Source organism: Rhodohalobacter sp. 614A, assembly GCF_021462415.1.
Classification (GTDB): Bacteria; Bacteroidota; Rhodothermia; order Balneolales; family Balneolaceae; genus Rhodohalobacter.
The window spans coordinates 616,661-636,812 of the sequence record NZ_JAKEDS010000003.1 but is presented as its reverse complement, the minus strand read 5'-3'; the positions used below and the strand labels follow the sequence as shown (position 1 = coordinate 636,812).

The following is a 20,152-nucleotide window of genomic DNA, read 5'->3' as shown; positions in this document are numbered from 1 at the left end:
ATGTTAAAAAAGATATTTTTGTTACCTATAAGTTTATTGATTCTTGGAATAGCAGGTTGTCAGCCAGATCTGTTAGAAACGGTACCTACCGATCGGGTTTCTTCAGACATTTTCTGGGAAACGGTTGAAGATGCCGAAGCGGCTGCAAATGCTGCATATGTAACGCTCGATGGCGAACACATTTTTTCGTACGATGGTGTAACCGATCATGCATTTACAAATGCGGCTTTTGACGGAGATAATTTTGATATCCAGCGGGGAATTATGTCTTCTTCCATGAACCGGTTTGATGTTGAATGGAACAGAGCTTATGTAGGCATTCGCAGAGCAAACGACTTCATGAACAATATAGATAATGTAGATGGAGCCCCGGAGCTTATCAATCAATATACCGGGGAGGTGAAAACCATTCGTGCCTATCATTATATCAAATTGGTAATGTTGTTTGGAGATGTGCCATTGATAACAACCCCCATCGATATTCAAGAAGGCTTGTCCGTTTCCCGAACCTCCGCGGAGCAAATATGGGATTTCATAGAAACTGAGCTTGAAGAAGCCGCTTCGCTACTGCCGGCCCAGAACGGGTTGAGAATCAGTAAAGGTACGGCAAATGGTTTAAAAGCGAGAGCCATGTTATATGCCGAAAGATTTGAGAAGGCAGCAGAAGCAGCAAAGCGGGTCATCGATAGCAATGTTTACAGTTTGTATCCATCCTATTTCAATTTATTTCAGTATGAAGGAGAGGGAAATTCAGAAGTGTTATTGGCCAAAGAATATGCGCCGGATATAAATTCTCATAACATATATGCAATCCTTGCTCCGGCCAGCCAAATAGAAGGACAGACCGGAAGTGGATTTGTACCGACCGCTTCTATAATAGATTTGTATGAGATGGATAACGGAATGAGTATTGACGAACCGGGAAGTGGTTTTGATCCTATGAATCCCTATGAAAATCGTGACCCAAGATTAAAAGCTTCTGTATTTATTTCCGGTGAAACGGTTCTGCCAAATGGAAATATTTTTAAATCAACCCCTCCGGGAGATGGCGGATCTGATAATGTAGAACTGTCTATCAGATCAACAAAAACAGGATTTAACATCCGCAAGTATGTGGCAGATGAAGATTATGGAAATCCCTCAAATTCGGGCCTTAATATTACTTTGCTGCGATATGCAGAAGTTTTGCTAACCTATGCAGAAGCTAAAATAGAGATGAATCAAATCGATCCGTCTGTTTATGAAGCGATAAATAAAGTAAGACAAAGAGAAAGTGTAAATATGCCGGCAATAACAGCGGCAGATGCATCTTCTCAGAGTGAAATGAGAGATATTGTAAGAAAAGAAAGAGCTGTTGAGTTAGCTTTTGAAGGCCATCGGTTATTTGACATCAGAAGATGGGAGATCGCGGAAGATGTGATTCCGGGTAGAGTATATGGTGCCAGATATGTAGAAAATGGTGAGCCCAAACAAATAGAAGTCACCTTTGCCGGAGAGAAGCAATTTAATGCTTCTCGTGATTATTTATGGCCCATTCCATCTACAGAAAGAGCATTGAATTCAAATTTAACTCAAAATCCCGGCTGGTAAATAGAAAGCTCCCATCTTACGGAAAAGAAGGTGGGAGTTTTCCTCGAAGCGAATGAAGAAAAATAAGTTCTCTTACCGAATACTTTATCCATGAACTCCATCTAAAATGAACGCTAATTCTGAATAGCTCCAACCGAAAGAAATTAAGATAAATTAGTTTTGAGTTGAATGAAGGTTTCAACCTCTGAGAAGAGTACAAAGTGAATTCCATTCGTTCATTATAATCTTGTTTAAAAATGATCAAACACCTATCAATATTTAGAATCTATTATTTGTTTATGACATCGCTGACGGGATTTCTGTTGTCAGGGAACCTTGTAGCTGCCCAGGAAAATACTTCCAATCCAAATATTATTCTTATCTACATGGATGATATGGGATATGGGGATATTGGCTCGACAGGGGCCATGAATTATCAAACGCCGAATATTGATAAAATGGCTTCGGAAGGAATGAGATTTACCAATTTTTATACGGTATCTCCCATTTGCAGTGCTTCCAGGGCGGCATTGCTTACCGGTTCGTATCCAACTCGTATCGGGATTACAGGAGCCTTAATGCCCAATGCGGATATCGGTATAAATAGTAATGAAGTAACCATTGCAGAACTTTTGAAAGACCAGGGCTATGCTACAGGAATGGTAGGTAAATGGCACTTAGGCGATGCACAGAAATTTCTTCCCCTTCAACATGGCTTCGATGAATATTTTGGACTTCCTTATTCCAACGATATGTGGCCGGTGGATTATGACGGAACTCCGGCTGATAGTGGTTCTTTTCATGCAAAGTATTTCCCGCCGCTTCCTCTTATAGAAGGAAATGAAACCATCGAATACTTGGAAGATCATCTGGACCAGGACCGGCTAACAACCAGATATACCAAAAAAGCGGTGGAGTTTATAGAGCGACACAAAGAGCAACCTTTCTTCTTATACTTTGCTCATGCAATGCCTCATGTGCCTTTGGGAGTTTCAGATAAATTTAGAGGAAAAAGTGATCAGGGACTATATGGGGATATGATGATGGAAGTTGACTGGTCGATTGGGCAGTTGTTGCAGGTTCTTCGGGATAATGAAATTGAAGATAATACCTTGGTAATATTTACCAGTGATAACGGACCCTGGCTCAATTATGGCAATCATGCGGGATCGGCCGGAGGTCTCAGAGAAGGGAAGCAAACAACATGGGAGGGAGGAAACCGCGTTCCTGCAATTATACACTGGCCCAAAGTAGTTCCTGCGGGGCTGATTAACAATTATATGGCGGCCACAATTGATATATTACCTACCATCGCGGCGATTACGGGTGCCTCTCTTCCGGATCATAAAATAGATGGCGTTAATATCTCATCATTGCTGAAAGGGGAAAAAAATAGTCAACCCCGAAAAAGCCTGTATTTCTATTATAATGAAAACGATTTACAGGCGGTACGGAATGGGAAATGGAAATTGGTGCTTCCGCATAAATGGAATTCGTATGAGGGAAAACTGCCAGGAAAAGATGGCTATCCGGGCGAAAGGCATATCCAGTCTACAAATATGGCTTTATATGATTTACGAAGAGATCCGGGCGAGCGGTATAATGTAATTGATCAACATCCTGAGGTGCTCGAAGAGTTAATGGAACTTGTAGAAGAAGCCCGGCAAGATCTTGGAGATGATTTAACGGATAGAAAGGGAGAAAACAAAAGAGAACCGGGAAAACTTTAGTGTTTTAGATAGTAAACAGCAGCACCGGTAAGAAATTCCGAGTTGTACGCAGCTGATAACCTTAACTCTTTCCATCCAGCCTTATTTGTTATTCCTGATATTCCAGTTTGGACGTTTGGGAGAGGTGTGGCAGCATCCGGTATGATTTGCGGTTAGTATCACAAAATAATTTTGCTCCTCGTTGTATTTATTGCCCATCCATTAACGATGGTTATAAATGTTTGATCAGGATTTTTCAGGAAAAGAAATCTTGATCAAGGAACTGGTCTGCTATTATAAATGCAGGTTATGAATGAAAAAGTGAGATTTTGAAATCCGCCTGAATCATGGGACATCCCAAAAATTTATATTGAATTACAACTACAGATACATTAGTATATTATTTATGATTTAGTTCCTGAATCGTCAGAAAGAAAACAGCTTGTTCTGAAGATGTATATGTCTACATAAATATGCATCCTCAACGATGGAGTTAAGGACTACCATGACTATCGATCAATTGAATAATTCGGATTCTTCGTTTCAAGAGGAGAAACAGCTCTGGCAGGCTTTTAAGAAAGGAGACCTGAAAGCGTACGAACAACTTTTCAATCTTTTTTATCAGGATTTGTATGGTTATGGGTTACAGCTTTGTGCTCAGACAGAGTTGGTCCGGGATTCTATTCAAGCCCTTTTTGTTACTCTTTGGGATCGCAAAGAGTACCTGGATGAGGTTCGGTCAGTCAAAGCATATCTTTTGGCATCATTGCGGAGAAAAATTCTAAAAACACTGAGGCAGGAGAGAAAAATAAGTCCGCTGGATTTTTTTGCAGAAGAACCTGCAGCGTCTGTTCAGATTTCAATTGAGGAAAGCATCATCCAGGGAGAATTGGAAGAGAACCAAAAACAAATACTGTTGAATGCGCTCGAAGATTTGCCCGAACGCCAAAAAGAAGTTCTCTTCCTGAAATATTACAACGGAATGAGTTACGAAGAGATTGAAGAAATTTTGTCGATTAATTATCAATCCATCCGAAACCACATTTACAGGGCTTTGGAGAGGCTGAGGACAAGTTTCGAAGACCAGACCGCTACACCGGTTCTTTCCGTTTTTATTCAAGTCTTACCGGCTCTGTGGTTCTTTATTAGCTAAGAATCCCCAACTTTTTTTGATTCTACTGCCTTTCCATTTCGATGCATCAGAAGCCCTTGTTCTTTGTAATGGTGAGCGATAGCAAAGATACATCCATCGGTTTTCTGAGTTCTAAGAAAAAAATCAAAAAAAGTTAAAATTCACTGAGTACAAATTGATTTCACTTGCTCTATAGGTTAAAGATTGTTTTTAAAAGTTGAATGGTCTGGTCAAATCAGACTATTCGACACTAAATGGGCAAATACGTGAAATCTCAGAAATTTACTCAACAAGAATTAATGAATAACCCTTCTTTTGTCCGCTGGGCTATAGGAGAGGCTGAAGCGAAAGAAGCCGAAGAATGGGATTTGTGGATACAGCAAAGTCAGGGGAACAGAGAGCTAGCTCTAGAAGCCCAACGTATTATCACGGGTATTTCATTTGAATCCTCCCATTTGTCTTATCAGAAAGAAGACTGGAAAAGGATTGAAGAGAAAATTCTGGCTGAAAAGAGATCACGAGACATTTCACAGGCTCAACATCGTACAGGAAATTCGTTGAGTATATTTTTGAAAGCAGCTGCAATATTACTTGTTGTTGCCATGTCTGGGGCAATTGCTTTGTATATGCAGCAGGGTGTATGGACAGAAGATGCCCAATCAATTGGAGTCCATACAGTTAGTACAGAGTTTAGTGAAAAGAAAACCATTTCATTGCCGGACGGTTCTGAAATTATTTTGGCTTCAGGATCGGAGTTATCCTATCAAGAAAATTGGTTGCAACAACCTACTCTTCGGGTCACCTTGCACAAAGGAGAGGCTTTTTTTGCTATTCAACCCAATAGAAATCAGGATGCAGAAATTCCCCGGTTTGAGGTAGAAACGGAAGACGGAACAACCTCCGTCATGGGGACAAGATTTACAGTTTCAACTTATGGGGCCGGAACGCAAGTAGTATTGGAGGAAGGCAAAGTTCGCGTAACTGCTTCTGACGTTGATGAAAATGATTCATTGGCTACAATTTTAGCTCCGGGAGAAATGGCAACCTGGAGCAAGCATCAAACGGGCATTGAAATGAGAGAAGTTAATCCCAGGGTGTATACCTCATGGATCTCTAACGAGCTTTTCTTTGATGATACGCCACTTTTAAATCTGGTTCATCGAATCGAAAGAACATATGGCGTAGATGTTGAGGTTGAGGATCCTGAACTGCTCGAAATTAAGCTGTCCGGGGCAGTCGACTTTTATAGCCTGGAAGCCCTTATAAATGCCGTTTCTGAGGTCCTGAATATCAGCATTACCCAAGTGAACGATACAGTAATTATCGAAAAAACAAGTTTTTAAAATATCTACCAAAACAATAACAATCACCAGCTACAATTAGAAAAACATGAAGAAATATGGCTACATAATCCTGTTTTTTGTTTTCCTGCTAACGCCTCCGAGAGAGTTGAAAGCAACTCAGGGAGTGAATCAGTTAGTTACTTACGATATCCCATATAAACAGTATAACGATACAATAGAGAAAGGTACCGACCTTAAACAGGCTTTAACTATTCTTGAAAAAAGGTTTAACGTGTTGTTTCTCTACAGAAGTCAGCTTCTAGATAAGAAGAAGGTTGCAGAGTTGGAGGTTCTTCACCCGAACAGGGAATTGAGCACCATTCTTAAAAATTTACTGAAGGATTCCGGACTTACTTATAAACAGATCGGTTACAGAACAATCGGTATAGCCCCTAAATGGAGCAATGAAAATACATTTGATGCCTATGAGCATACAGTTGCCGGTCGCGTGTTTGATGCGGAGACGGGGGAAGCGCTTCCCGGAGTAAACATTGTTTCGCAAGGATCTGAAGAAGCTACAGGATCCATCATAGGGACGACAACGGATATAGATGGAGAATATTCACTGTCTGTACCCGATGATCTGAATATTTTGGCGGTAAGTTATGTCGGTTATATCCGGCAGGAAGTAGAAATTAACGGCAGATCTCAAATAGATATTCATTTATCGCCCGATGTTACAACCCTTGATGATATTGTGGTTGTAGGATATGGTACAATGAGAAGAGAGGATATCACTTCGTCGGTAAGTTCTGTTCAGGACGATGATTTTAATAAAGGAGTGTCGATCAATCCTTTGGACATGATTCAGGGAAGGGTAGCGGGTCTTACCATTTCGAGATCCGGATTTGACCCCAATGCAGACGTTGGAATACAATTGCGGGGCGTTTCATCTATTGAAGCCGGAAGAGGACCGTTAATTGTTCTGGATGGAGTGCCTGGCGCGAGTTTAGAGAACATTTCCAATCACGAAATAGAATCCATAGAAGTTCTGAAAGACGGATCGGCTGCGGCTATATATGGTACCCGGGGCACAAATGGGGTAATTCATATTACTACAAAATCAGGAGTGAGCGGAGAAACCCAATTTGAATATCAGACAACCCTTCAAACAGAAATGATATCCAACGAAGTTGAGGTTTTAACTGCAAGCCAGTATCGGCAATTAATTGCGGAGGGAAGGTTAGCGGAAAATCAGGATTTTGGGTATGAAACCGATTGGTACGATGAAATACAACAAACACCATTCACACAAGAGCATAATTTTGCAATTACCGGCGGCGGAGCGAATACTCGATACAGAGGTAGCATAAACTATACAGATGCGAAGCCAATTATGATCGAAACCTCCCGGCGCTCTTATGGAGGTAGAATTAATATTGATCATACCGGATTCAATGATTTGTTGAATGTACAGCTCAATTTACAGAGTACTTTTATTGAGAATGAATATGGCACCAATGGGGTGTCTGAGCAGGCAGTGATTCGAAATCCAACGTCTCCGGTTTATGATCCGGAAAGCCCCGGGCAGTTTTATGATCCATTGGGAATGCACAATCAGTACAACCCTGTTGCCCGCCTGAAACAACATGAAGACGGAGCGGAGCGAAGATTGCTTTTGGGAAGTGTTCGAGCCTCTTTATCTGTTACACAATGGCTGGAAGCATCTGTTTTATATGCCTATGAAAATAATATGATTAAAGATTTCAGGTATATTTCCCGTGAAGCATTTCAGTCCAAAAATAATGACTACGATGGCCTCGCCTATAGACAGGATAGATTCTGGGAGAATAACACTCTTGATTTTACACTGGACTCTGAGTTCGATTTTGACCGCAACAGATTCAATGTTTTAGCCGGTTATAGTTATCAGGATTTTAATTATGATCAGTTTTCTGCCGAAAATTTCGATTTCATAACAGATGCCACAAGCTGGTACGATATCGGAGCGGGCCAGTTTTTAACTGATGGCCGCGCCAACATGGATACCTATAAAGATCAGAGCAAATTAATCGGCTTTTTTGGGCGGATTAACTATTCCTTCGATAACAAATATTTACTGACTGCCAGTGTAAGGCATGAGGGATCTTCCAAGTTTGGAAATCAAAATAAATGGGGAACATTTCCTGCCCTGTCTGTTGGATGGCGATTAACAAATGAGCCATTTATGAACAACATTGATGTCCTGGACCACCTGATGATACGCTTTGGCTACGGAGAAACTGGCAACCAGGATTTCGACCCGTATCAATCGTTGGTAACTCTGGGTACTTTTGGAAACTATTACGATTATCAGACAGATAGCTGGTATGCAGGATGGGGACCGGCTCAGAATCCAAATCCAAATCTGCGATGGGAGACGAAAAAAGAGTTTAACCTTGGAATCGATTACTCTTTCCTCGAAGGAAAGATAAGTGGTAATATCGATTTGTATAATCGAACTACCGAGGATCTTCTTTTTAATTATGATGCTCCCCAACCCCCAAGTGTTCACTCTGATATATTCACAAATGTAGGTTCCATAAATAATAAAGGGATTGAAGTCTTGGTGGAATACAGGGTAATGAATAACGAAGATTTCCAATGGATTTCAACGGTTAATTGGTCCTATCTGCACAACGAAGTTTCAAGCCTGTCGAATGAATTCTATCAGCGAGGCTATATTGAACTGGCTGATTTACCGGCTCCGGGATCTCTTGGTCCTGCCATGCGACTCGAAGAGGGCAAGCGTATCGGTAGTTTCTATGGATATAAGCACGCCGGGTTTACGGAGGATGGGAACTGGCTCTTTTACAAAGAAGATGGTTCAACCGCTACCCCCGATCAAATGTCATTAGATGACAGACGCTATATCGGTAATGGCTTGCCAAAAATGAATGGAGGCTGGAGTAATAGATTTGCTTATAAAAATTGGGATTTAAATATCTTTTTCAGAGGAGAGTTTTTATACGATGTGCTGAATTTAACCCCGATGTATTATGCAAACCCGGCTACCCTTGCAAGTTATAATCAACTTCAGGATGTGCTTGACAAATACTCTCATATAAATGCACCTACACAATACTCGGACTACTATCTTGAACGCGGAGATTATATAAAACTTGATAATCTTACTCTTGGATATAGCTTCGATTTAAGAGAGTACAATATCCGCCATATGCGGGTTTACGCCACCGCAAGAAATCTTCTCACATTTACAAAATACTCTGGCTTGGATCCCGAAGTTGGTTCTACGGGTTTGGAACCAGGTATTGATGGCAGAAGTTTTTATCCGCGTACAACAACCTTCTCCCTTGGCATAAATATTGGATTCTAAAATTTTATAAAATGAAGAAATTAATTTCCATACTAGCACTATTCGTATTAATACTCATCAGTTCCTGCACGGATCTTGATGAAACTCTGTACAGCGGAATAGATCGTAATAACTTTTACAACAACCGTACAGAGGTCACCGCAGCCATTCTCAGGGTTTATGAGCATGGGGCTTGGTTCTACAGAGAAATGCATTTGATGACTCTTGAAGAATTGACTGCAGATCAGATTGTCATCAGTCAAAAAGGAGGGCACTGGTTTGATCAAGGTAAATTCATTCGCTTTCATCGTCACCAGTGGACTTCAGAAGAACCTGAAATATATGAGACTTGGCGGGGAGCCTGGATAGGTATTTCCTTAACCAATACACTACTCGATGAGTTGAGCCAACTGGATTATGAATCGATCCCCGGAGGTTTAACGGTGGAAGACCAACAGGCCCATTTGGCAGAGATGCGGGTGTTGCGTGCAACGTATTACTATCACCTGTTGAGTCTGTGGGGAACGGTTCCGATATCGGAATCGGCTTTTGGCACCCCTCCGGATCCTTCCCCGAGAGAGGAAGTATTTGAATGGGTGGTACAAGATCTGGAAGATGCCGCAAATTATTTGCCATCCGGATCTTATCAAGATACAAGAGGACGACTGAACCGTGCCGCTGCAAAACATTTGCTGGCACGATATTATCTCAATTCAGAAGTGTGGACCGGAGAGTCCAGATATGCCGAGGTTGAGCGGTTAACCCGTGAAATTATTGAGGGACAGCACGGAAACTTCGAACTGGATGACACCTTTTATGGCCCATTTGTCCATGATAATGCAGAGAATTCAAGAGAAATTATTTTTGGATTCCCCCGGGAGCGAACATATACGGGAGGCGGCTTCTTGCAAGAACGCTGGTATCACTATCAGGCGCCAAGAATCTTTGGTTCTGCAGGGGGAGGAAATAATGGTATGCACCTTCAGCCTTCTCACAAACCTCCAGTTCCGGGACAAGATTATGCACCCAATGAATCTCAACCGGTGTTCATTCCCCATGAGGATTATAATCCGCAGCTTTTGGAGAAATATGATTGGGAAATCGGGATTGGTAATCCGTACGAACAATATCATGATGAGGATTTACGCAAACAAGCATTTAATTTTTCTGGACCTGCCGGCCTTGAAAACAAGAATTACGACGAGGTTCAGGGAATGTTTCTTCATGGATTGCAGGATTCCCCCATTACCGGTGAAACCGCAATGGGAGCTGAAGAATATCGAAATTACCCGTTGGTTCATGTAGATTTTGTAGCCCGTGCTTCCGAAGGTGAAACGGAGTCCACAACTGCTAACGGAGAAGAGAATTCTGGTGTACGGTTAGTAAAATATGCTGTATATCCTGAAAATTTTGAAGGCGTAATGAATGCAGATTATGTGGAGTATAGATTGGCTGAAACCTATTACATGCTTGCAGAAAGTTTGATACGCCAAAATAAACCGGGAGCAGCAGAATATGTGAATACCGTAAAACAGCGGAATTTTGAAAATTATAGTTCATATTCTTACACGGATTCCGACTTGACCCTGGATGAAATGCTTGCCGAATGGGGAAGAGAATTTATTGGGGAAAAAAGAAGGAGAACAGACTTAATTCGGTTCGGAAAATTTACCGAGGCAGAATGGTGGGATAAAAGCCCTTCAGAAGGATACCGGGAACTTTTTCCTTATCCCTCTCGAGTGTTAAGCACAAATCCTAACCTGGACCAAAATCCGGGATATTAAAATAGTCATTCAAAGTTTTCAGACTCATTTTAAAAAAGTCCGATTGATGGTTTGTCATTCGGACTTTTTTATTTCAAGCTTCACGTAGTATGATAGAGCTTCAATGAAAGCACAATTGTTCTGATACGAAGTGTCTTATTAGGGTAAAAACCGCTTTCATGATATGGATTTTTCAATTATTGTTAGAGCAACAATCTGCAATTTTACTCAACCATTCAAACCGAATAAACCTTTAAAACCATGACCAAATTTACAAGACGTCAGTTTATACGAACCTCCGGCAGTGTGATTGCGGGTGCCACCGTTGCTCCCCTGGCAGGACTAAAAAATTTGACCGTTGCTCCATCCGACACCGTAAACGTTGCGCTGATCGGTTGCCGATCGATGGGATTTGGAGATCTTGAAAATGCACTGAGGATAGATGGCGTGCATTGTATCGGGCTTTGTGATGTGGATCGGAATGTACTTGAAGACAGGGCTGCTGATATTGAAGAGATGACAGGCGAGCGACCTCAGCTGTATGGAGATTATCGGGAATTACTCGAAAACAGTGATTTGGATGCAGTTATTGTCGGAACTCCTGACCACTGGCACTGCCTGATAACAGTACATGCATTGCAAGCCGGCAAACATGTTTACGTCGAGAAACCGCTTGCCAATTCCATCGCTGAAGTTGATATCATGAAAAAAGCTGCGAACCACTATGGAAAAGTAGTGCAGGTTGGCCAGCAACAACGAAGCGGAGAGCATTGGCAAAAAGTGGTTGAGGTCGTTCAATCGGGGCGTCTTGGAAAGATTCGTGATGTAAATCTTTGGGGCAATTTTGGATATGGAGCCGGCGCACAACCTGTTGACAACAGCTCCGTTCCACAGGGTGTAGATTACGATATGTGGTTAGGACCGGCTCCTGATCGTGCCTTCAATCAAAATCGATTCCACGGGTCGTGGCGGTACTATTGGGCATACGGCGGTGGCGTTCAAACCGATTGGGGTGTTCACCTTCTGGATATCGCTCTTTGGGCAATGAATGTTGATGGCGCTCCCAACTCCGTTCACTCTATTGGGGGTATCTTTTCCGGTTTAAACCGATCCATGGAAGTGGCTGATACGCAAACTACCACCTATGCTTTCAACGATTATAATATGACCTGGAAACATACCGGTGGTTTGGAAATGGGCCCTTATAACCGCCACTATGGAATCGCATTTGTTGGAAACGACGGAACTTTAGTTGTGAATCGGGAAGGATGGGAAATTATTCCCGTGATGGATCAGGATGATCATCCAAGAATTGAACCCGTTCCGTTCCAGGAAGGGGATTCGTCTTATCATGATGTGCATGCCCATAACTGGATCGAAAGCATTCGCGGAAATGAGACTCCAAATACACCGATTGAGGCGGGGCATCTGGCTGCTTCCTATGCGCATTGGGGAAATCTTTCCTATCTCACCGGCGATACCCTGAAATGGGGGCGTGATGGAAAATTGGTTGATGAACACGAATATGCAGATATCATCAAACCGGATTATAGAAGTCCCTGGACATTTCCGAGCGTGTAAGGAATTTTTTGAAGGTCATTGAGGAGGAATCCCGACGTTTCGGGATGGCGACGCGGCAATCTCCAAAACACTTTTTGGAGTTAACATGTGGAGATTGCTTCACTCCGTTCGCAATGACTTATTCTTTCCATTCACCGAACTAAAAACTTTTAAACTTGAATCATTGTTTATGAAAACAGCAATAACATCAACAACTATATTTCTAAGTATACTTTTTTTGATGCTGGGGATGGTGTCCATATCATGTGCACAGGATCAGGAAATGGAACCAGCTGACACCGAATTTTACGAGCCCGAACCACCTGTTATTAGCGCAGGTGAGAATACCTCAATCGATGCCCCGTCTGATGCGATTATTCTTTTCGATGGAACCGATTTGAGTAACTGGGAATCGGTAAATGGTGGAGAAGCAGAATGGGACATCGAAGAAGACGGAGCGATGACTGTTGTTCCGGGAACGGGCAATATTCAAACCAAAGAATCCTTCGGGGATGTTCAACTCTATATTGAATGGAGATCTCCGATGAATATGGAACACAAGGGACAGAATCGGGGAAACAGCGGCGTTTTTCTTCAGAAGATCTATGAATTGCAGGTTTTGGATGCTCATGAAAATCCTACCTATATCAATGGAATGGCCGGAAGTATTTACAAGCAGACCTCTCCGTTGGCAAACCCGACCAGGAAGCCGGGTGAGTGGGAAACTTATAATATTTCCTACAAAGCACCACGGTTTAATGAAGATGGATCCATGAAAGAACCGGCGCGAATTACGGTTATTTGGAACGGCGTGGTGGTTCAGAATAATACCGAGATTTATGGTCATACTCCCTACATTGGCTATCCCGAATATAATAAGCATGGCAAAGCACCTATAATGCTGCAAGATCATAATTCAAAAGTGAGCTATCGAAATATCTGGATTCGTCCGCTGGACAACGATCAATTCAGTATTAAAGATCATCTTGAATAAGATGGGAAACCAGAGTTGAATTCAGTCTGAATCCGCGATTTTTTGTTTTTACAAATTAAATCAGATTTATAGATTTCGGTTCATTATACTTACTATTTATTGTGTCCTAATTACAGTATTAAATCACCAGACATGAAACGGTTCAGCACTCTCTTATTGCTCGCGTCTCTTTCTTTGATTTTTAATTCATTTGCATCCGCACAACAAACCCCAAAGAATGTCATTTTTATACTGAGTGACGATCACCGGTATGATTACATGGGCTTTCATCCCAATAGCCCGGACTTTCTGGAAACTCCTGCTATGGACAGGATGGCTGAAGAGGGAGCACATCTTGCCAACGCATTTGTCAGTACTTCGCTTTGTTCACCAAGCCGGGCGTCTATTCTTACGGGGCAGTATACATTTCGTCATCGCGTTGTGGATAATACCAACACGCTTCCGGAAGGTACGTCATTGGTTTCAACAGCGATGAAAGATGCAGGATATCAAACCGCATTTTTTGGAAAGTGGCATATCGGCGGTGAAAGTGATGATCCCAAACCCGGATTTGACCGATGGGTGAGTTTTCGCGGACAGGGAGTTTACTACAACCCCACATTGAACGTGGATGGTGAGAGGGATCAATACGAAGGATATGTAACGGATATTCTCACCGATCTTACTCTTGACTGGTTGGACGAAATTGATCGTGATCAACCGTTTTTTGCTTATCTGTCGCATAAAGCAGTCCATGCAGAATTCGAACCGGCCGAACGTCATGAGGGTATGTACGCAGATTCTTATATCCCCATGCCGCAGTCTATGAAGAATATTGAGCGGAATTATGAAGGAAAACCGGATTGGGTTCGGGAACAGCGCTACAGTTGGCACGGTGTGGATTATATGTATCATAATCGGGATGATCACCCGCAGAGCCTGGAAGATTTGATCGTTCGATACAGCGAATCGCTAATGGGTGTGGACGAAAGCATTGCAAGAGTTCTTGATTACTTGGAAGAAAATGGCCTGGCAGAAGAAACCCTGGTTCTTTACATGGGAGATAATGGTTTTATGCTTGGAGAACACGGTTTGATTGACAAGCGCCAGGCGTATGAAGAGTCCATGCGCGTACCCTTGTTGGCATGGGCCCCGGGTTTTATTGAACCGGGAACCGTTATTGAGGAGAATATTATGAATATCGACATGACTCCCACCTTTTTGGATATTGCCGACGGCTCCATGCCTGAAGATCATGTGGTTGATGGCCAGTCGTTTCTGCCAATTTTAGCCGGAAATACTCCGGATGACTGGCGATCAACATTTGTATATCAATACTTTTGGGAGGATGCTTTTCCACAAACACCCACGGTTTATGCCATCCGTGGAGATCGGTACAAGTATATTTACTATCACGGATTGTGGGATAAAAATGAGTTCTACGATCTGGAAACGGATCCTCAGGAAATGTACAATTTGATTGATGCTCCTGAGCACCAGGAACGGATTCAGGAAATGAAATCTGAAATGTTCAGGACTTTCTCCGAAAACGATGCATCAGATGTTCGGTTCCGCCCACCCGGCCTTTTTAGAGCCAATGAAAAGAAAATTCACGTCAAACAATGATGCTATTTCATCAAGTTTGAAAAACCATTCACTAAAATGTAAAAGATAAGCTTGTAAATTACTGATGTTTAAAATGCTGAATTCCCCTCGACTGAATGAAATTGTGAGCCCCGACGTAGCTGTTCTGTTGCTCAGAATTGGAGCGGCCTGTCTTATCATGACTCACGGAATCCCTAAACTTATGAGAATACTGGAAGGAAACTTCGGTTTTGGTGATCCCTTAGGCATTGGCCCAACCACCTCTCTCTTCCTTGTTACCTTTGCCGAAGCTATCTGTGCTTTTTTTGTTTTGATAGGATTGTGGACACGCCTGGCTTTAATTCCACTCATCATAAATATGATCGTAGTGGTATTTGTTGCCCACGGTAGCGACCCTTTCAGCCAAAAAGAGAAAGGTGTTCTTTTTCTGGTAATGTTTATCGTTCTGTTTTTGACAGGTGCGGGTAAATATTCTGTCGACAAAACGTTCAATAAGAGATCGAGAGGGTATAGATAAAGAGCGTTTTGAAAAGATAATCAGTCTGGCAAAACCTGATCAAATTTAATGCAGGGCCGCTTGATGAACGCAATCGGCAATCAAGAGAAAAAACTGGTTGGGAAACAGCGCATATCATCATATTTTTACTAATCTGAATAATAGTCAAATAATTGGATCATAAATAGCAGTGATTGTACTGCTATTTCTATTTTAAAGCCGAACTAGATCAACGCTATGAGAAAAAACTATCTATCTAAAGAAGGATACGAAAAGTTAGATGAGGAGTTAAGAGACCTGAAAACAAGGGGCAGAAAAGAAATTGCACAGGAAATTGCCGAAGCAAGGGCAAAGGGTGACCTGAGTGAAAATGCTGAATATGATGCAGCAAAGGAAGCCCAGGGACATCTTGAAAAGAAAATTGCCGAACTTGAGAATACACTTGCCACCGCGCAAATTATTAATAAAGATGATATTAATACATCAAAGGCATATCTCTTGTCTACAGTTACAATCTTAAATAAGAAAACCGACAAGAAGATGAAATATACCCTGGTTTCAAAAGACGAAGCCAACTTTAAAGAGGGTAAAATTTCTGTGGATTCGCCAATCGGAAAAGCTATTCTCGGAACTGAAGTAGGAGAAAAGGTTTCCGTAGATGTACCCGCAGGAACTCTTGAACTTGAAATATTAAATATTGAGCGTTAAGAAATGAAGATTGGAGTAATTGGTACCGGCTATGTTGGTCTTGTAACGGGCACATGTTTTGCAGATAGTGGCAATGACGTAATGTGCGTGGATATCGATGAAAGAAAAGTTCAACGAATGCAAAAAGGAGAAGTGCCGATTTACGAACCCGGCCTGAATCGTGTTTTCGATCGTGCCATTCGTGAAAAGAGGCTCACCTTTACAACTCAACTTGAAGATGCATTTAAAGAATCAGAAATCATTTTTCTCTGCCTTCCCACGCCTCCCGGGGCAAATGGCCAGGCAGATCTGAGCTTTGTTTTAAAAGTAGCTGACGATCTGGGTGATCTTTTTAATAAATACCCCGACTACAAAGTAATTGTGAATAAAAGTACGGTTCCTGTAGGAACGGCTGACAAAGTTCACGAAAAAATTGCATCCAAAACGGATGCCGACTTTGACGTGGTTTCCAATCCGGAATTTCTCAGAGAAGGCGCTGCTGTAGAAGATTTTATGAAGCCGGAAAGGGTTGTAGTAGGAACCCGAAGCCAAAAAGCGGCAGATCTTATGACGGCACTTTACGAGCCGTTTGTGCGAAGTGGCAATCCTATCATCATTATGGATGAACGAAGCTCCGAGCTGACCAAATACGCAGCCAATGCCATGCTTGCCACAAAAATTACATTTATGAATGAAATCGCAAATGTATGCGAGAAAGTTGGTGCGGATGTGGATAATGTCCGGCGTGGAATTGGTACAGATACCAGGATCGGTAAGCGTTTTCTCTTTGCTGGCATTGGTTACGGCGGAAGCTGTTTCCCGAAAGATGTTCAGGCAATTCATCACACAGCGGGTGAATTTGGTTACGATTTTAAGATTCTTGATTCAGTGATGAAAGTGAATGAATCTCAAAAAACGTCCATTGTCGAGAAAATGAAACTCTTCTATAATGGAAATTTAGAAGGAAAAACCGTAGGAATTTGGGGACTGTCATTCAAACCCGAAACGGATGATATTCGCGAAGCTCCCTCTCTGTATATTACGGATCAGCTCGCCAAAATGGGTGTAAAAATGAAAGCTTATGATCCGGAAGCCATCGAAACTTTCCGAGTGGCATCGTCTGAGGAAACGTTGGCGAATATGGAATTCATGAATGATCGCGACACGGTGATCGAAGATGTTGACGCGCTGATTATCTGTACTGAATGGAATGAATTCAGGCGTCCCGACCTGTCACGGTTTGCAGAAGTAATGAAAGAGCCGGTCATTTTTGACGGACGTAATCTTTACGATCTGAAAAGGGCTGAGGAAGCCGGCTTGACGTATATTAGTGTAGGCCGCCCAAGTGTCAATATAAAGCAAACGATTCCTTCATAAGGATTTGTTGAACAATTTAACCCGGTAACTATTGAATAAACGAGTTCTAATTACAGGCGGCGCAGGGTTTCTTGGTTCGCATTTATGTGACAGATATCATAATGACGGCTGGGATGTAATTTGCATGGATAATCTTATTACCGGTGCGGAGAGCAACATCGCTCACCTTTTTGGAAGCGACCGGTTTAAGTTTATCAAGCACGATGTCACCAATTACCTGTACGTAGACGGGCCTATCGATTTAATTCTGCACTTTGCATCTCCGGCATCACCCATTGATTACCTTGAAATGCCCATTCAAACCCTCAAAGTGGGCTCGCTTGGAACGCATAAAGCATTAGGGCTTGCGAGGGCTAAAAAGTCCAAATTTCTGCTTGCATCAACAAGTGAAGTGTATGGAGATCCGCTCGAACATCCCCAAAAAGAGACTTATTGGGGGCATGTCAATCCAACCGGTCTGCGCGGCGTATACGATGAAGCCAAACGTTTTGCCGAGGCTATGACCATGGCCTATCATCGTTATCACAAAATAGAAACCCGAATTGTGAGGATTTTTAACACTTACGGTTCCCGGATGAGACTCAAAGACGGCCGTGCTTTACCTACATTTTTTCGTCAGGCGCTCAGAAATAAGCCGCTCACTGTTTTTGGAGATGGAAGCCAAACGCGGTCTTTTACTTATGTAGATGATTTGATTGAAGGCATTTATCGCCTCGCCGAAAGTGACGAAGTAGAACCGGTAAACATTGGCAATCCGGAAGAAGTAACGATTCTCGATTTTGCCAAAGAGATTATAAAAATTACCGGGAGCAAAAGTGAGATTGAATTCAGAGAGCTTCCCGAAGATGACCCACAGGTAAGGCAGCCGGATATCTCCAAAGCAAAAAGAGTTTTGGATTGGGGGCCATTAACCAGCAGGAGTGAAGGACTGAGAAAAACAATGGACTATTTTAAGGAACAGGTCTTAAAAAATGGTTAAAAAAAAACTCATTGACCTCTATCCCTACAGGGTAAAAGAGGACAATGCCGAATATTTGCTGTTAAAACGTGCAAAAGGTCAGCTGTACGATGGCCAGTGGCGAATGATCGGTGGTAAAGTGGAGGAGGGCGAAACATATTGGGAAGCAGCTCTTCGGGAACTTTATGAAGAGACTCGCTTAAAACCTGTTACGTTCTGGACGATTCCCAGTCTCAACAAATTTTACGAACATCATACAGACGAAATTTTAACCATCCCGGCATTTGCTGCCCAAATTGAGGATTCAGCTTCGCCGGTTTTGGATAAAGAACACAGCGTTGCACAATGGTTTAATATTGAAAAAGCCATTGAAGTCATACCATGGCCGGAACAACGCCGTTTGTTAAAACTCGTGCACGACATTATAACTTCCAATCAAATTTTAGACGATTGGCTCGTATCACTAAACTGATTTTAGCGCTTTTTTTATTTGCACCGCTCATTACTTTCCAAAATGTTCATGCCCAAAGTTCGGGTTATGAATTCCTTCCTGCACCCGATGCCTGGTATAACGACGTTGACGGTATAAGACTCGGCCTTCGTGTAAGAGGACAAGTACCGGGAACATTCAATGACGGTCCTCATCGGCTTGATGCCGGGATTTGGCTGGGCACGTGGTTTCCTGATAATCCTGTTTCTTACTATGTATCGTTCACCGAACCGATCCTGGCTTGGTCTGATTTTGGCAGTGAAGCCAGTGTGCAATTTCTAAGCTCAATTCGTACGGGCTATCACAATCATGGAATAGCGTTCAACAAACGCTGGCAGCAAGGATTTGATGAAAGGAAGTATCGGGAGCTTCGGTTTTATCAATCCTATCAAAAAAGATTTGATGACGAATATACTCCATTTCCGGTTCTTTGGAGCGATGATGATAAATTTTTATCAACCCTTACATTCAGACTTCAGGATGACAATCCTCTCGGTTGGTTTCAGCTAGAGACAACAGGTAGTTTCCAATATTTGGATGATACGTACTCCGTTTTTACCCTTACAGCCCTTCAGGATATCCCTTTTAATGATAACTGGGGATTTCGGCTCCGGTCATTTACAGGCCTTGCTTCTGATGCCGCCGATCCGGAGTATCTCTTTCCGGTCAGCAGTAAACCGGCCGTTCATTGGATGGAAAACGGAATTACACGCGCAAAAGGAACTATTCCTCAACCCTGGATGAACAGCGGACATTTGCAGGTAGCCGGTGGAGCAAACCTGAGAGGGTATACAGAGCAGGAGATCAGTAATTTCGCCGCAATTGGGGATTCGGATATTACTCCACCTCTTTCCAAATCCATCACGGCTTTAAATATCGAGTTTGATTATTGGAATCCGGTGGACGTCTTATTCCAAAGAATTCCTTACCTCTCCGATTTTTTACATTTTAATTCATACCTGTTTTACGACGCCGGTACCGAACTGGACAGTGAAAATAATATGCCTGATGACTGGGTATCTGATGCTGGAGCTGGATTCTCACTGGCATTCAATATTCCTGATAATCTCGGCAAGCCACGCGGTTTTGTTGTTCGGTTTGATATGCCTTTCTGGCTTTCAGAGCCCGGAATGGAAGACGCATTTAAGTTCAGGTATTTGTTTGGTATCGGCGGAGTCATCTCACTGTAAACTAC

15 protein-coding genes are annotated in these 20,152 nt (G+C 42.4%); all 15 read left to right on the top strand.

Annotation, left to right across the window (positions count from 1 at the left end):
* On the top strand, positions 1-1,590 hold the full coding sequence (locus L0B18_RS16595; protein ID WP_234572926.1) for a RagB/SusD family nutrient uptake outer membrane protein: 1,590 nt from the start codon (positions 1-3) through the stop codon (positions 1,588-1,590).
* Positions 1,591-1,868: 278 nt separating this feature from the next.
* On the top strand, positions 1,869-3,299 hold the full coding sequence (locus L0B18_RS16590) for a sulfatase family protein (protein WP_234572925.1): 1,431 nt from the start codon (positions 1,869-1,871) through the stop codon (positions 3,297-3,299).
* A gap of 484 nt (positions 3,300-3,783) precedes the next feature.
* A complete protein-coding gene (locus L0B18_RS16585; protein WP_234572924.1) occupies positions 3,784-4,431 on the top strand; it encodes an RNA polymerase sigma factor in 648 nt (215 codons plus the stop codon).
* Between the two features lie 245 nt (positions 4,432-4,676).
* Positions 4,677-5,753 carry a FecR family protein gene (locus tag L0B18_RS16580; RefSeq protein ID WP_234572923.1) on the top strand — a complete coding sequence of 359 codons (1,077 nt, stop codon included), beginning with the start codon at positions 4,677-4,679 and terminating at the stop codon, positions 5,751-5,753.
* Between the two features lie 46 nt (positions 5,754-5,799).
* Positions 5,800-9,069: a SusC/RagA family TonB-linked outer membrane protein gene (locus L0B18_RS16575; protein ID WP_234572922.1), complete on the top strand. Its 3,270-nt coding sequence runs from the start codon at positions 5,800-5,802 to the stop codon at positions 9,067-9,069.
* Between the two features lie 11 nt (positions 9,070-9,080).
* Positions 9,081-10,832 (top strand): RagB/SusD family nutrient uptake outer membrane protein, encoded by a 1,752-nt coding sequence (locus L0B18_RS16570; RefSeq protein ID WP_234572921.1) that lies wholly within the window; start codon positions 9,081-9,083, stop codon positions 10,830-10,832.
* A 240-nt stretch (positions 10,833-11,072) separates the two neighbouring features.
* Positions 11,073-12,392: a Gfo/Idh/MocA family protein gene (locus L0B18_RS16565; protein WP_234572920.1), complete on the top strand. Its 1,320-nt coding sequence runs from the start codon at positions 11,073-11,075 to the stop codon at positions 12,390-12,392.
* Between the two features lie 169 nt (positions 12,393-12,561).
* The gene (locus L0B18_RS16560; RefSeq protein WP_234572919.1) at positions 12,562-13,365 is read left to right on the top strand and encodes a 3-keto-disaccharide hydrolase; all 804 of its coding nucleotides are present in this window, start codon (positions 12,562-12,564) and stop codon (positions 13,363-13,365) included.
* Between the two features lie 132 nt (positions 13,366-13,497).
* Positions 13,498-14,970: a sulfatase family protein gene (locus L0B18_RS16555; protein ID WP_234572918.1), complete on the top strand. Its 1,473-nt coding sequence runs from the start codon at positions 13,498-13,500 to the stop codon at positions 14,968-14,970.
* A 73-nt stretch (positions 14,971-15,043) separates the two neighbouring features.
* Entirely contained in the window at positions 15,044-15,466 is a 423-nt protein-coding gene (locus L0B18_RS16550; protein ID WP_234572917.1) for a DoxX family protein, read from the top strand.
* A gap of 216 nt (positions 15,467-15,682) precedes the next feature.
* Complete coding sequence (gene greA, locus L0B18_RS16545) at positions 15,683-16,153, top strand: transcription elongation factor GreA (RefSeq protein ID WP_234572916.1); 471 nt, start codon at positions 15,683-15,685, stop codon at positions 16,151-16,153.
* A gap of 3 nt (positions 16,154-16,156) precedes the next feature.
* A complete protein-coding gene (locus tag L0B18_RS16540; RefSeq protein ID WP_234572915.1) occupies positions 16,157-17,509 on the top strand; it encodes a UDP-glucose dehydrogenase family protein in 1,353 nt (450 codons plus the stop codon).
* A 31-nt stretch (positions 17,510-17,540) separates the two neighbouring features.
* Positions 17,541-18,488 (top strand): UDP-glucuronic acid decarboxylase family protein, encoded by a 948-nt coding sequence (locus L0B18_RS16535; RefSeq protein ID WP_234572914.1) that lies wholly within the window; start codon positions 17,541-17,543, stop codon positions 18,486-18,488.
* Complete coding sequence (locus L0B18_RS16530) at positions 18,481-18,939, top strand: NUDIX domain-containing protein (protein ID WP_234572913.1); 459 nt, start codon at positions 18,481-18,483, stop codon at positions 18,937-18,939. Before L0B18_RS16535 ends, L0B18_RS16530 begins: the two co-directional genes overlap by 8 nt.
* The gene (locus L0B18_RS16525) at positions 18,918-20,147 is read left to right on the top strand and encodes a hypothetical protein (protein ID WP_234572912.1); all 1,230 of its coding nucleotides are present in this window, start codon (positions 18,918-18,920) and stop codon (positions 20,145-20,147) included. Before L0B18_RS16530 ends, L0B18_RS16525 begins: the two co-directional genes overlap by 22 nt.
* The last annotated feature ends 5 nt before the right edge of the window (positions 20,148-20,152 follow it).